This window comes from Streptomyces sp. NPDC059355, from assembly GCF_042752335.1.
In the GTDB taxonomy this organism is placed as follows: Bacteria; Actinomycetota; Actinomycetes; order Streptomycetales; family Streptomycetaceae; genus Streptomyces.
Genome location: NZ_JBHYXN010000050.1, coordinates 42,983 through 56,881, shown reverse-complemented (window position 1 = coordinate 56,881; position 13,899 = coordinate 42,983). Strand labels below are relative to the sequence as shown.

The window sequence follows — 13,899 nt, the reverse complement described above, 5'->3', positions numbered from 1 at the left end:
GTGGCCGACAGATCAAACGCAAGGCACCAGGGCCAGTCGTAGCGCGAGTCAGGCCACCGCTTGGAGCGGCACCCCAACATCCTCACAGTCGTAGCGGGTGGCCACCGCGCGGGACTGCTTCAAGCGGTTGATCGCCCGTTCGATGCTCCGGCGCCGCAGGTACTCCCGGCACGGACCGCTGCTATCAGGTGGACATCGACGCCGATACCCGCCGCGTCGTCATGGTTGGCCGGCCGCTGCCGGGCAACCGGCACAACCCCCGAGGAGGGAGTCCGGTGCCAGAGCCGCCGTGTTCTGGTCTCTGCCTTGGTGGACGACGTCCGCGGACATCGTCCAGCCCGGAGCGCGGACCAGCGATGCGGGCCGGTTCACGGCTCCGGGGTGGCAAGCCCCGTTTTCCAGGCCCATGCCGCGATGCCGACCCGGTTCGCGGTCTTCAGCTTGGTCTGGATGTTGGCGACGTGGGTCTTCGCCGTTCCCGGCGAGATGAAGAGCTGGGCGGCTATCCGGGCATTGGTGTGGCCGCGTGCGATGAGACGCACGATCTCGCGCTCGCGGTCGGTCAGCGGATCCGCGGCGCGTGCCTCCGCCTGCGGGCGGGCGGCGGACGGCAGCGACGACGACGGCGGCGGCGGCGCGAGCCGGCGCAGGAGGCGGACGGTGATCTGCGGACTGATCAGCGCGTCACCGGCCATGGCCGCTCGGACGCCCTCGATCAGCAGGGTGGGGCCGGAGCGTTTGAGGAGGAAACCGCTGGCGCCGTTGTGGAGGGCGGTGTGCACGTACTCGTCGAGGTCGAAGGTGGTGACGACGATGACCCGGGTGGGATGCGGGGCCTGCGGGTCGGCGAGGCGGCGAGTGAGCTCGAGGCCGTCCAGTCGCGGCATACGGATGTCGGCCAGGACGACGTCCGGCCGCAGGCTCCGGGCCAGCTCGAAGGCCGTGGCTCCGTCGGCGGCCTCGCCGACCACGGTCATGTCGGGCTGTGAGTCCAGGACGAGACGGAAGCCGCTGCGGACGTCGTCCTGGTCATCGGCCAGCAGGATGCGGGTGGGTGCGTGGTTCACGAGGAGCGCTCCGCCGCAACGGGGGCGTCTGCCGACTCCGACGCCACGGGCAGCACCGCAACGAGCCTCCAACCGCCGTCGCTGTGGCGCCCGTAGGCCAACGTTCCACCCGTGGCGCGTACGCGCTCGCGCAAGCCGCTCAGACCCCGACCGCCGTGGCCGTCCCCCACCCGCCGCATGTCCGTACGCGGGCCACCCCGGTCGGTGGGTCGTCCGCCGACGCCGTCGTCGGCCACCTCGACACGGAGGGCGGGCGCGCCGTCGGGCGTACGGGCCGGGGTGAGGGTCACCTCGACCTGAGAGGCGTTGGGGGCGTGGCGGCGGACGTTGGTGAGGGCTTCGACGACAACCCGGTAGGCCGTCGAACCGGCAGCCCGCGAGAGGCCGTCCGTGGCGCCGGGGGCCACGTGCAGAATCGCCGCCGGGGCCAGGCCCGCGGAGGAGAACTGTGCGACGAGAGGGGCCAGCCCGTCCACGCCGGGCAGCGGCTCGACACCGTCGGCTCCCAGGCGCCGGGCGTCGCCGTCGTCCGCTTCATGAAGCGTTTTCACCATCCGGTCCATCGACGCCAACGCGTTGAGCCCGGCAGCCTCGATGCGCTCCAGGGCCGAGAGGGCCTGCCCGGGGTCCGCTTTCGCGACGAAGCGCGCGGCCTGCGCCTGCGCCACTATGCCGCTGACGTCATGGGCGACGAAGTCATGCAGGTCGCGGGCGAGTTCGAGCTGCTGGGTGCGCCGGGTCTCGGCGACCAGACGCTGCCTGCGGTGTTCCATCAGCCGTGGATAGCCGCCGATCACGGCTGCACCCAGTACGGGCAGGGACCAGAACGCCGCCGCGCCCGCGAGCGACAGCAGCGAGGCCTCCGGCACCAGCGGCAGTGTCCACGCCGCCACCGCCGCACCCGCCAGCACGACCGTCCCCACTGCCGGCCGCAGGGGAGACCAGCGGGCCACGACGACGAGCAGTACCAGCAGAACGGCCACTTCCACGAGTCGCGCCCATGACGCACCGGGCACGGTGGGCGGGGTCGCGAGGGCAGTGGTGGCCAGGGACAGGGCTCCGGCGAGCGAGAGCGGCAGGGCCAGGCGTTCGCGTGAACGGGGCCAACAGGCCAGGGCCCACGACAGCGTCGTCGCGGCGGCGATCGCCGATGGCGCCCCGTAGGGCTTCGACGCAGTCCCGTACACGGCGGCGACGGCGGCGAGCGCCGTACACCCGGTGGCGACGGCGGCGGTGGCCAGGACGACGTCGCGGCGCCCGACGTTCTCGATCTTCCTCACTCCTTGATCCTACGGGCGAGTGCCGCTGCTCTCCTCTGCCGAACGGCAGAGGAGAGCAGTCTGCCGGAGAGGGAGATCCGCTGATCGGCAGATGGTCCGAGCCCCGCTTCCGAAGTGAGGGTGGAGCCCGTCACCGAAACCACGGCCGCCGAGACGGCGGACCACCGAACGAAGGAGCCCGCATGTCCGGCATCCTCTCCACCCCGCGCCGCCGGATCGCCGTCGTGGCGATGGCTGTCACGACGGTCCTCGCCACGCTGAGCGGACCGTCCTCCGCCTCCGCGAACAGGCCGAGCGGCCCCGCCAAGGTCAGCGGACAGGGACGGATCTTCTACACCTACTCACCGGACGACGAGATCCGCTTCAGCGTGGACGCGACCGCGGCGCCCTTCAGCCGTCCCCTTGACCAGTTGCCGAAGGGATTGCCCACCGACGCCCGCGGCACGGTCACCTTCTCCCACCGGGTGGCCAGGACGCAGGAGACCCGGACGGCCGAGGCCGCCGTGGACTGCCTGGTCACCGGAGGCGACACCGCGACGCTCACCGCCGTGATCACCAAATCGGCCGACCCCGAAGAGATCGGCACGCGATACGGGTTCAGCGTCAAGAGCGGGGGCCCCGGCCGCGGCCGGTTCGCCTTCAGCTGGGGCGTCTCCAACGTGGACGTCGTCGATGGCAAGCTCGTCGCGCCACGGGTCGGCACGTGTATGGCCCCTGCTCCCTTCGCCCCGGTCACCGAGGGAGGCTTCCAGGTGACGCACCGGGATCTGCCGGCGCTGCCGACCGGATGGCAGCCCGGCGAGGACCGGTGACAGCGGGGAACGGGCAGCAAGGCCGTGCGCGGGCGGACAGAGCTCTGCTCGATGCACCCCGCCAGCGCACGGCCATGACCTACGGGCCGACATTGCCAGGACGGGGGTGGTGTCCGGTTCCGGACCGGCGACGTGTTGACGCCGGAATGCCCACTCACCAAGGCCGCAGTCGCTTCGATCTCCCGCCTCTACGTGTCCGTACGATGGCCGTGGAATGCCGTCGATCCGGAGGCCGCTCGCCCCGTACCGGCGCCGCCCCCGGGCCGGGCTGCACCACCGTCACCACCCCGTCCCCGGCGGCCGGGGTGTACTTCAGCCAGACCATGAGCAGGCCCAGGTCTCGGCCCGCCTCGGGCCGCTGCCGGCCCGTCGACCTGCACGGCCTCAGGTACAGGGCGACCCCGTCGGCTTACGACTTCGTCGTCAGATCGGCCCGGTCCCGCCCGAACCGAAGGTTCCGCAGCCAGTGATCGGCTACGGAGACGACCCGGCCCTGGGGCACCTGCCGGAAGCGATCGCTCCGGCCCCCTCCCGTGGTGCGTGGCACGCACAGAGTGGATCCCGTTGAGCCCATCAGCAGACCAGGGCGCGCCGATGGCGGCAAAGAGACGTTCATGGTTCTTCCGCCTACGACCCGGAGTTCAAAGAGCCGGCCGGCCAAAGGTCGGCGGCGGCTCCCGGGTCCTCCTCCCTGAGCAGGTGCCAGGCCGCGTGCGCGTTGCGGCGCGTGCGCACTGTGTCGTCGGCCTCGGGGCGGTGGCGGGCGCGCGCCACTTCAGGACGGCTGACCTGTGCGCCGGAGCAACTGCCCGGATCGCACCGTGCGCGTCGGGGCCATCGGCACGGTCCGGCACGTTTTGTGAGCTCCGCATCGCATGATGGAGACATGGGCGACAGCGAGGACTTCCTGACGTGGATCAAGACCGACCTGTACCAGGCGGAGGCCGCGCTTCACGACGGCGATCCTGAGCCCAGGCGGGCGCTCTGGTCGCACGAAGAGCCGGTCAGCGTGCTGGGCGCCTGGCGCAACGCCCGCGGCCTGGCGGAGGTCGACGCTCTCTTCACCGCCCTCGGCGGGTCCTTCTCACACTGCACCTCCTACGCATTCGAGCTACTGGTGTACGACGTCGTGGGCGACATGGCCTACACAGCAGGCCTGGAGCACGTCAGCGCCTCCGTCGATGGGGAGCCGCGCACCTACACACTGCGGGCCACCCAGGTGTACCGCCGCGAGAACACGGCGTGGCGGACGGCCCACCGCCACGCGGACACAGTCGCCCAGTGACGCCGTGACCCGACATCCGGGCCGCAGCCCGGTGAGCTGCGGACCGCCGGCAGCCTCACGGCACCGCGGCCAACAGCCATTGCGTCCCCAAGGATGAGACCAGTGGCGTGCGGGGCGCAGGGTGCGCAACACAAGCAACCCCCGATCGGCGGGAGGAGAGCGGCGACCAGGATCCGGAAGACGCCGGGTCCTGGGAGTGCGAAGACGCGGATGGCGGCGCCGGGGCGGATGCCGGGCAAGGTCCACAGGACCAGGCGCCGGGCGAGGGATTCGCCGACGACTGCAGCAAACTGGTGACGACCGAAAGCGGCTACGGCACCGCCCCGGCCTGCCACCGGCTCGGCTCCCAGCCGGTGCCGAGCGTGGACATCGATCCGTACCTGGTACAGACCTCCGCCGGACGCCCATGGCGCCTGGGCCGGCCTCAAGACCCGCCGACGCGGGACCTGGCTCGATCTCGTCCGGGAACGGAGCTGTCGACTCGAAGATCATGACCGAGAGGCCGACACTCGTACGATCCGGATGGTCTGTCTGCGCGGCAACTTCGGCTACATCGCTCCCCGTAACCCTGATCTGGCGGGACGCTGCAACCGCGCGCGAGCACCTGTCCCACGTCGTGGCGCCTGAGGGCGAGAGGTACCACCTGGTCGCCCTGGTGCTCGAAGTCCTGACCGAGCGCGGGACTCAACGCTGACAGCGGAAGCCGATCTCGCGCTCCTCAACACCATTGCGCGGTGGCGTGGAGAGTCCCGAGGAGGGTGAGAGCCTGGGCGCTGTGGGTGGCGGGTTCGGCCTGGTAGACGACGAGTTGCTGGCCCGGTGCCTCGCGTACGTCGAAGGCCTGGTAGGTGAGGGTCAAGGGGCCGACGTCGGGGTGGAGGAAGTCCTTGGCGTCCAAGGTCTTGCCCCGCACGGCGTGGGTGTTCCACAGGCGGGTGAAGTCCGCACTGTGCTCGGTGAGGTCTCGGACGAGACTGCGTAGGCGCGGGTTGTCGGGCTCGATGCCGGCCGCCTGGCGCAGGTGGGCCACAACGGTTTGCGCCGTGTAGCCCCACCGGGTGTGGAACCGCCGTCCCGCCGGGTCGAGGAAGACCATCCGGGCAAGGTTGTCCGCCGACTCGAAGGGCGAGTACAGGGCCCGGGCGAGGGCGTTCGCCGCGAGGATGTCCAGCGCCCGGTTCATGACGAACGCCGGGGCGCCCGGATAGCCGTCCAGCAGTTGGCGCAGGGCGGGACCGATATGGTCCGGGGCAGTGGGCGTGAGCGGGACGGACGGTGCCGTCCCGGCAAGTTGGTGCAGGTGCGCGCAGGCGTCGGAGTCCAGGCGCAGGGCGCGGCTGAGGGCGTCGAGCACCTGGGCCGAAGGGTGGCGTTCGCGTCCCTGTTCCAGGCGCGTGTAGTAGTCCGCGTTCACACCGGCCAAAACCGCCACCTCTTCCCGGCGCAGTCCGGTGACCCTGCGCACGCCGTGGTCGGGCATGCCGACGTCTCGGGGGCGCAGGCCGGCTCGGCGGGCGCGGAGGAATTCTCCCAGCTGGTTGTCGGGCATGCCGTCAGGCTAGACGGTGGCGGCGAGATGCTGCCTGGGTGCGGTGCACCCAGGCAGCACCCGTCCTGGCCGGTGCGCCTCGACCTGCCCAGACTCGGTGGTGTGAGCGGGGCGAACTCTCCTGAGTCCGCCGACATTTACCTCGTGCTCCGCTGAGAGGAAAACAGGAATGACATACGCAGCCAAGGTCGTGGCAATCACCGGAGCGAGCAGCGGCATCGGGGAGGCGACCGCCCGCCGACTCGCCGCCGACGGGCACCACGTGTTCCTCGGCGCACGCCGCACCGGCCGCCTCGATGCCCTGACCCGCGAGATCACCTCCGCCGGCGGTACCGCGGACTTCCGGCACCTGGACGTCACGGATGCCGCCGACGTGAACGCCTTCGTCTCCGCCGTCCGCGAGCGCTACGGGCGCGTGGACGTGATGGTCAACAACGCAGGCGTGATGCCGCTCTCGCCGCTGGACGCACTGCGGGTCGAGGAGTGGGACCGGATGATCGACGTGAACGTGCGGGGTGTCCTCTACGGGGTCGCCGCCGCCCTGCCGGTTATGCGCGCCCAGGGCGGCGGGCACTTCGTGAACATCGCTTCCGTCGGCGCGTACGAGGTCGTCCCGACGGCCGCCGTCTACTGCGCCAGCAAGTTCGCCGTCCGCGCGATCTCCGAGGGACTGCGCCAGGAGTCCCGCGATGGCAGCATCCGCGTCACTCTCGTCTCCCCGGGCGTGACCGAGTCCGAACTCGCCGACTCCATCGGCGACCCCGCTGCCAGAGAAGCCATGAAGTCCTACCGCGCCAAGGCACTGCCCGCTTCCGCCATCGCCGAGGCGATCGCCTACGCCGTTTCCCAGCCGGAGCAGGTCGACGTCAACGAGATCGTGGTCCGGCCCGCCGCGAGTGCTCAATGATCGCTTCGGTGGTATCTCGTCTTCTGACCTTGGTCCCCCCTGTATGCCGGGAGACAGCGGCTGGTCAGAGGCTTGACCACGATCCCTTGTGCACAGTCGGCCACTGACCGCATGCCCAGCGCCGTGATCGTGAACGCGTGGCGGTGCGGGCCACGGTGGAGGAGTTCGACCTCCCTCCCGACGGAGTGCCCTTCGATGTACGGCTGCTGACGGCGAACCGGGCGGAGTGGCTGCGCGAAGCGGGCCTGGAGGCAGGGACGCCGTTCCTCGTCTCGCCGGTGTTCGTCGCCCACCCGGCCTGGCGGCGCCGGGACGGTGACGGGCCGTGCATCGCCGGGGCGACGCGGAACCGCGAAGTGGCGGGGATGGACGCCTTCAATCGGTGGGCTGTGCGTGCCGGGCACGTGCCGACGAGCCCGATCCCGCAGGTGGCCAGGCGCCCGCGGGTTGGCGCGCAGCTGTCGCGCCGGACGGCGGACGAGCGCCGGCCGGCGACGTACGCGCGGGACACCGGGGCCGTGCGGGCGGAGTGGCTGCCGCCGGTCTCGTAACCGGTTGTGGCGGGATGTGGGGGTGCGGGGCTTCGACACGGCGGGCCTGCCACGATCCGGGTTCCGGGCGCGGTGGGCGGCGCGCAACGCGACGTTCTGCGACCTGATGGTCCGCACCGGGCTCAGGCTGGCCGAGGAGTGCGCGCTGACGGTGTTCGAGGTGCCGTGGTGGACACCGGAGTCGGGCGCCTACGTGAGGTTCTGGCTGCCGCAGGCGGTGGCGAAGGGCAGCTCGTCCCGTTGGACGTACGTGCCTGCTGCGGTGCTGCGGAACGTGGACGACTACCGGCGGTGGGACCGGGCTGAGGTCGTCGCCCAGGAGCAGGCGGCGTGCAGCCGGCCTGCCACGCGCACATGCTGCGGCACACCTTCGCCGTGGTGACTCTGGAGCAGCTGCAGCGCGGGAACCTGGCGGTTTTGGCCGAGCAGCACCCGCGCCAGCGCGAGCACTGCACCAGGGGGTTCGGTGACCCGCTGGACTGGGTGCGGCGCCGGCTCGGTCATCGTTCGGTGGTCACCACGCTCGTCTACCTGCACACTCTGGCGGAGCTGGAGACGGAGACCAGGATGGCGTCGGTTCCGGGTGGCTGGGACTTGCCGGTGCACGTGGTCGACGAGACGGCCGGCGGCGTGAACAGGCGCGGGAGCACCCGTCCGGGGGTTCGGGCGGCCCTGCCTGGCACCGGCTACGAGGTTCGCTCGGCGGTCTACCGTTCGTCGGGCGGCAGCGTGTGCGTGGACTTCGAGGGCGAGGACGGTCGACGCCGCACCTTCGACTTCGCGGACTGCGAGCTGCCTGCCTGGCTGGCCGGCATGAGGATCTCGCGGTCGCGGTGGCCGCCCGGATCGGCCCTGGCGGAGGACTGCGCACCCCTGCCTCCGCCCTGGCGATGTGGACTCCGTTGCAGCGGCTTCGTGACCGGCTGCCCATCCTCACCGCGGGATTGCAGGTCCCCGATCCACTCGAAGCGTGGTACTCAGGCTGGGTCCGCCGAGCCTCGTTTGTCCTCAACGTGGACGACGTGAAGCTCGGTGCCGTCGCGGTGGCGCTGGGAACGTCCGAACAGCCCGACAGTGATGTGTGACTGGTCCTGAGGCTCATCGGGGCCGACATAGGTAAGGACGTCGTTGTGATGACCGGTCACGACCCATCCCCCGACGTCCTCGAGGTCGATCACCCCAAAGTCTCCTGCCGAAGATCCGGCATGCGCCGGGCCGAACTTCTTCAGGAGGTCGGTGGCCTGTTCGGCGAGCTCCCCGTCCGGAGTGGTCAGCACGACACAAGTGCCATGCTCGAACAACACCCACGACTTGCGAGGGTCGGCGAGAAGCTGCTGCCAGACGTCTATCAGTACCTCCGTGTTCACGCCGATCATCATGCCGCAGGGCACCGACACAGGGTGACGATGGGCCGACGGCTCCGGCGAGTACGTGACCGCCTGAACATTCGGGCCTACCAGTCCCAAGGCCGGGATGGCTCCCCCGCAATCGGCTGGACCCGGTCAGCCGGTCAGCCGGTCAACCGGTCAACCGGTCAACCGCGAACCCTGTCCACAAGATCCCTTGTCGCTGGTTGCCGTCGGTCGTCCTTCCTGAGGGGGAGGGGACTACGAGTGAACGGGCGGGTCCGTCCCGGAAGCCCCGGCGGATACGCGGAACTTGGGTATGAGTCTCGGCCACGTGTCCGGATTACAGGTGGTACGTGCGGGGGACGGAAGATCGTTCTTGGGAGGGTTCCGGTCTGACCTGCTCGTCCAACACAGTCGAGGCGCAAGCGATTTCACCCGACGAAGGAACGGGACCACTCGCATGAAACGTCTCACACGACTGCTCGCCACTTCCGGACTCCTCGCCGCCGCCCTTCCCGGGCTGGCGACGCAATCGGCCTCCGCCGCCCCGACCCCCGCGTACCTGCGACAGACGCCGGCCTGGCACCGCTGCAGCCCCGATCGGCCGGCGGCGTACGAGTGCGCCACCCTCAAGGTGCCGCTCGACTACCAGCGTCCCGAAGGGCGCACCCTGAACCTCGCCATATCCCGGATGAAGAGCGAGAACCCCGCCAAGCGGCGTGGCGTCCTCCTCCTCAACCCCGGCGGCCCCGGGACCTCGGGACTCTACCGGCCGATGCGGACGAATGCCGAGATACCCAAGGACGTCCGCGACCGCTACGACCTCGTCGGCTTCGACCCGCGCGGCGTCGGCGAGAGCAGCCCGATCGGCTGTGGTGATCTGAGCGAAGCGGAGGTGGGCGTCGGCGGGGCGTACCGGCCCGAGACCTTCGCCTCGGACGTGTCCTGGGCGCGCGGAATCGCCGACAAGTGCCGTGAGAAGTCGGGCGATGTGATTCCGTACATCACCACCCGCAACACGGCGCGCGACATGGACGTCATCCGCGCCTCACTAGGGGAGCGGACGGTTTCGTACCTGGGCTACTCGTACGGGACGTACCTCGGCGCGGTGTACTCCCAGATGTTCCCGGAGCGCACCGACCGGTTCGTCCTGGACAGCGGCGTGGACCCGGGGCGCGTCTGGCGCGGCATGATCCAGGCGTGGGGGACCGAAGCCGAGCCCGCATTCGAGCGGTGGACACGGTGGGCGGCGGAGCGCTCGGACACTTATGGGCTCGGCGCCACGCCCGAGGCGGTCTCGGCCACCTTCTGGGCGCTGGTGGCGCGGGCCGACCGGGACCCGATCATCCACTACGGGGAGAAGATGACGGGTGACGACATCAGGGCCGACCCGTCGCTCTTCTTCGATCCCCACGGTGCCTCGGTCGTCGTCAAGTCCATCAAGGCATCGGCCGACAAGGCGCCCCAGCCGCCGGGTGGCACCGCTCCGGGCGCGAGCGGGAAGGGCGCCGACAGGAAGGGGCCCGGCGCGCAGTCACCGCTCGGCGGCATCCGGGCCGCCGGCCCGGGCATCGACGCGGGAGGGGCGTCGGAAGGTCCGGACGCCGTTCCCGCCGGCAACGCCACCGCCGTGTACTGGGCCGTGGTATGCGGGGACACGGACAGCTGGCCCCGCGATCCGGAGCAGTACGCGCGGGACGCGGCGCGGGACAAGGTGAAGCACCCGCTGTACGGGGACTTCGCGTCGAACATCAAACCGTGCGCCTTCTGGCAGCGGCCGCTGGAGCCCGCCACGCCCATGAAGACCCGGGCCGATGTCCTGACCGTGCAGAACGAGTGGGATCCGATGACCCCGCTCGGCACCGGCCAGGGGCTGCACCAGGCGCTCAAGGGGTCGCGTATGGTGCTGGCGCTGGGCGGTGAGGGGCATGGTGTGTATCTCTCCAACCCCACGGCCTGCGCCAACATACCCGTCAACGCGTACCTGTCGACGGGACGGCTGCCCGCGAAGGACGTGACCTGCCACAACCCGCCGCCCACCCCGGATCCGGAGGGTGCCGGAGCCCGCTGACGACAGGGCCCGGCCGCCCGTCCCCCGCTGCGATCGGCTGAACCCGGTCAAGCGGTCGGCCGCGCACCCTGTCCGCAAGATGCCCTCCACCCCGGCCACATCCGTCGAGGCCTCACGCCAATCCCGGGCCTTGGCCGGGTCCGTGGTCATCGGGCAGAGCTTCCGGGGGGCCGTCAGGGCGTGGTCGCTGTAACGCCTCGAACGACAACCGGCCCGCTTCGACCTCCCAGACGACCAGTTCCCACTCCCCTGTAGCCGACCTCGATTCCGGTGACGCCGGGCTGCGATCCATACGATCGGAGTCGTGCAGATCCCCGCCCTCGCGGTCATGTTTCCCCATGGGGATGGCGGTTGCGAGTGGATGCCCAAGCCCGGGAGGGGCCGACCTTGCCGCTCTCTGCCGCTCACGTGAACGGTGGAAAGACCGGCGACCACGGGTATCCGAGTTGCTCGCATCGTGCGAACCTCCCCAGACCTCGGCGGTCGCACGGGGGCCGCCTTCGGCCAGCCGCGCTTCAAGGTGCTCGGCCTGGGCTGATGGGTCGTCCGCGGAGATCGAGAGGGGCATGCCGAACCGGAGCCAGGGCCGAGCCGCATCGGCCCGGTTACGGGGGTGCCTCAATACGACATGGATCCGATCAGGTTCTGGGCGGGAGGACCGGACGGCCTCCACCAGCTCACAGTCCCACCCGGCCAGCCAGTCCCGTTTCCTCAGCCCCTCCTACTGGATGACAGCCCGGGGAGGCTGTCAGGTTGGGCTCCTTCGCCGGCCATGGGGGGTCGCTCATGTCGTACTCGCCGATGTCGAGAACGGCTCCCGTGGCGGTGAGGAAATACGGCACGTCGCGGTCCAGGTGCCAGCCGAACAGGTAGGAACCTTCCTGGGTCCCCGGCCGGAGGGGCGGCTGTTCCTGGTCGGTGTCGTTGAAGTGGCGCACGACCTCCAGGGCTCCTCCGCCGTGTTGGCCTTCTTCCGCGGCCAGGCGGCGAGCGAGTTCGGCGATTCGGGCCGTGTGGGGACGGAGTCTGTCCAGGACGCGGGTGATCTGCTCGTCGACACACAAACCCGGCTCTCGACACACGATCTTCCAGGAGTGGCTCACGGGTATCGCCGCGGGTTCGGTTGAACGGCTGCCGCGGACGGAGCCCTCGTCCGGTTCGGTGCCCAGCAACGCGGTGATCTCCGCCGCCGAGGTTCGCTGGCTGAACAACGCGAAAGACGTACGGACGAAGAGGCATCCGGGCCGATATCTGCGGGACGGCGGGCTGGTCCACGGAGATTCGCCTGGATCGAGGCGGCGGGTTCGTGCAGCGGGCAAGGGGGCGGTGACCGAAGCCGGAGGGGCCCGCTGGTGTCATGGTCGGCCGTGGCGGCCCGACCGGTGCAGGCGGGTGTGGCAGTGCCCCTTCCTGCCACACCCACCTGCCTTTGTACGGACCGCGGCCGCCGGTGCCGCCGGCTCTGCACGGTGGCACGAGGGCCTGTACCGGCTTCCCGCCCGGTACAGGCCCTCGTGGTGGTGCGGGGTCAGTCGTTCCAGACCTCGCCCAGGAAGTCGCCGCCGGTGCCCCGCTCGTAGTAGTGCTGCCCGTACAGGCCGCCCACGCACTTCTGCTGGTAGCGGTAGGCGTTGGTGGCGATGGAGCCGACCATCACACCCGAGTCGGCGTCCCACAGCTCGGCGCGGCCCCAGTAGCTGAGGGCCTTGTGCTTGCCGCCGAAGCAGACCTGGTGGTTGCCGTTGGCGGGGATGGATCCGCTGGTGCAGACGTTTCCGCCCCAGCTCTCGCAGGTCGCGCTCGCCGCGCTCGCGGGCGAGGCAACGATTCCGACGGCCACGGCGGCCATGGTCGCGGCCACGAGACCGAGACGGGCAAATCGATTCTTCTGCATGTCCGTTCCTCTGCTCAGCGGGCCGGCTGTGACCGGCCCCGACGCGCTCAACCTATGAGCGAGTGCCGGTCGGCCGGTATCTCACCCGTGCACGGTTGCGGGGCAGGATGCAGTCACCGCTGCACGGTCGAGCCCTCCGCCATGGAGATCTGTTCGAGGAACGGACGGTGCGTACCGTAGAGCGCGAGGAAGGCCAGCGCGAGCTCGTACACGTCCACACCGCCGGCCGTCAGCTCTCGTCCCAGCAACGTCTCCGCACGCCGCAGGTGCTCACGGACCGTCTGAGGATGCAGACCGAGCTGTTCCGCCGTCTCACCGACCGCGCAGTTGGCCAGGATCCAGACCCCCAGTGTGCGGTGCAGGTCGCGGCCGTCCGTGTCGAGCGCGCCGAGCACGTCCCGGGCCCATGCCCGGCCGGCGTCGGTGCCGATCAGGGCGGGCAGGCCCGGGCCGTGGCAGCCGGGTGCGCTGGGCCGGTCCCGCAGTTGCAGGGCTACGTGGAGGGTGGCCCGTACCCTGACGTCGCCCAAGTCCGCGCCCAGCAGTTCACCCGCCCGTTCCATCCGTGACCGTACGGTGTTGCGGCTGACCCCCATGATCTTCGCCGTCCGCACGGCGGTGAACCTCAGGGCCAGGGACACCGTCGACAGCAACTGGCCCCTGACCCGTACCGGCAGTGCCTCCAACGGCTGGAGCAGGTCCGATGCCCAGCGGGCCGCCTCGGCAACCGGCAGCAGGTCCACCGGGTCCATGCGATCGGTGTGCCGGGCACGGCGTCCAGGCAGGTACCGGGACGCCACCAGGTTGCGGTAGGCGCCTCGTAGGCTGCGCCGACCTGCTCCAGCGGGTGGAGGCGGCTGAGCCCCAGGAACACGCGTGGGTGGCGTGCGACGTACTCGGACAGGGCGGGACAGATCCAGTCGGCGGCCCCGGCCTCGGTGACGGGCACCACGATGATGACGTGATTGTCGTAGGCGGGGCAGGGAACGACAAGGGCCCGTCGGGCGGTCAGTTCCTCGCACTCCCGCGCCACCTGGCCACGTTCCTCCACCGGCACCTCCAGCAAGGCCATCCATGCCTGGTTGGCGTCCAGCAGCCCCGGTTGCGTTCCGGCTGCCGTCCGCTGGGCCAGGG

The 13,899-nt window shown here is 70.6% G+C and carries 13 protein-coding genes; 6 read left to right on the top strand and 7 right to left on the bottom strand.

Annotated elements, in window-relative coordinates; all coding sequences use genetic code 11:
* Positions 1-368 precede the first annotated feature (368 nt).
* Positions 369-1,067, bottom strand: coding sequence for a response regulator (locus ACFXGI_RS33040; RefSeq protein ID WP_384714800.1), 699 nt, complete (start codon positions 1,065-1,067; stop codon positions 369-371).
* The gene (locus ACFXGI_RS33035; protein ID WP_384714797.1) at positions 1,064-2,347 is read right to left on the bottom strand and encodes a sensor histidine kinase; all 1,284 of its coding nucleotides are present in this window, start codon (positions 2,345-2,347) and stop codon (positions 1,064-1,066) included. Before ACFXGI_RS33035 ends, ACFXGI_RS33040 begins: the two co-directional genes overlap by 4 nt.
* Before the next feature lie 182 nt (positions 2,348-2,529).
* Between ACFXGI_RS33035 and ACFXGI_RS33030 the strand changes: the two genes are divergently transcribed.
* Positions 2,530-3,159: a hypothetical protein gene (locus ACFXGI_RS33030; RefSeq protein ID WP_384714794.1), complete on the top strand. Its 630-nt coding sequence runs from the start codon at positions 2,530-2,532 to the stop codon at positions 3,157-3,159.
* An 886-nt stretch (positions 3,160-4,045) separates the two neighbouring features.
* Complete coding sequence (locus tag ACFXGI_RS33025; protein WP_384714791.1) at positions 4,046-4,444, top strand: DUF4440 domain-containing protein; 399 nt, start codon at positions 4,046-4,048, stop codon at positions 4,442-4,444.
* Between the two features lie 718 nt (positions 4,445-5,162).
* On the opposite strand, the gene ACFXGI_RS33020 is transcribed toward ACFXGI_RS33025, so the two are convergent.
* Positions 5,163-5,993: a helix-turn-helix transcriptional regulator gene (locus ACFXGI_RS33020; RefSeq protein WP_384714788.1), complete on the bottom strand. Its 831-nt coding sequence runs from the start codon at positions 5,991-5,993 to the stop codon at positions 5,163-5,165.
* Between the two features lie 169 nt (positions 5,994-6,162).
* On the opposite strand from ACFXGI_RS33020, the gene ACFXGI_RS33015 reads away from it, so the two are divergent.
* The 3 genes from ACFXGI_RS33015 to ACFXGI_RS33005 all read left to right on the top strand — a co-directional run bounded on the left by ACFXGI_RS33015 (position 6,163) and on the right by ACFXGI_RS33005 (position 7,833).
* Positions 6,163-6,900 carry an SDR family oxidoreductase gene (locus ACFXGI_RS33015; RefSeq protein WP_384714785.1) on the top strand — a complete coding sequence of 246 codons (738 nt, stop codon included), beginning with the start codon at positions 6,163-6,165 and terminating at the stop codon, positions 6,898-6,900.
* 137 nt (positions 6,901-7,037) lie between these two features.
* Positions 7,038-7,451: a hypothetical protein gene (locus tag ACFXGI_RS33010; protein WP_384714782.1), complete on the top strand. Its 414-nt coding sequence runs from the start codon at positions 7,038-7,040 to the stop codon at positions 7,449-7,451.
* A 22-nt stretch (positions 7,452-7,473) separates the two neighbouring features.
* Complete coding sequence (locus tag ACFXGI_RS33005; protein WP_384714779.1) at positions 7,474-7,833, top strand: hypothetical protein; 360 nt, start codon at positions 7,474-7,476, stop codon at positions 7,831-7,833.
* A 595-nt stretch (positions 7,834-8,428) separates the two neighbouring features.
* Here ACFXGI_RS33005 and ACFXGI_RS33000 read toward each other — a convergent pair.
* Positions 8,429-8,830 carry a hypothetical protein gene (locus ACFXGI_RS33000; RefSeq protein WP_384714815.1) on the bottom strand — a complete coding sequence of 134 codons (402 nt, stop codon included), beginning with the start codon at positions 8,828-8,830 and terminating at the stop codon, positions 8,429-8,431.
* Positions 8,831-9,260: 430 nt separating this feature from the next.
* On the opposite strand from ACFXGI_RS33000, the gene ACFXGI_RS32995 reads away from it, so the two are divergent.
* Positions 9,261-10,871, top strand: coding sequence for an alpha/beta hydrolase (locus ACFXGI_RS32995; RefSeq protein ID WP_384714776.1), 1,611 nt, complete (start codon positions 9,261-9,263; stop codon positions 10,869-10,871).
* A 677-nt stretch (positions 10,872-11,548) separates the two neighbouring features.
* On the opposite strand, the gene ACFXGI_RS32990 is transcribed toward ACFXGI_RS32995, so the two are convergent.
* From ACFXGI_RS32990 to ACFXGI_RS32980, 3 genes are all read right to left on the bottom strand, one after another.
* Entirely contained in the window at positions 11,549-12,043 is a 495-nt protein-coding gene (locus ACFXGI_RS32990; protein WP_384714773.1) for a DUF4279 domain-containing protein, read from the bottom strand.
* Between the two features lie 356 nt (positions 12,044-12,399).
* Entirely contained in the window at positions 12,400-12,765 is a 366-nt protein-coding gene (locus ACFXGI_RS32985) for a hypothetical protein (RefSeq protein ID WP_384714770.1), read from the bottom strand.
* Positions 12,766-12,878: 113 nt separating this feature from the next.
* Positions 12,879-13,517, bottom strand: coding sequence for a helix-turn-helix domain-containing protein (locus tag ACFXGI_RS32980; protein WP_384714767.1), 639 nt, complete (start codon positions 13,515-13,517; stop codon positions 12,879-12,881).
* Positions 13,518-13,899 lie beyond the last annotated feature (382 nt).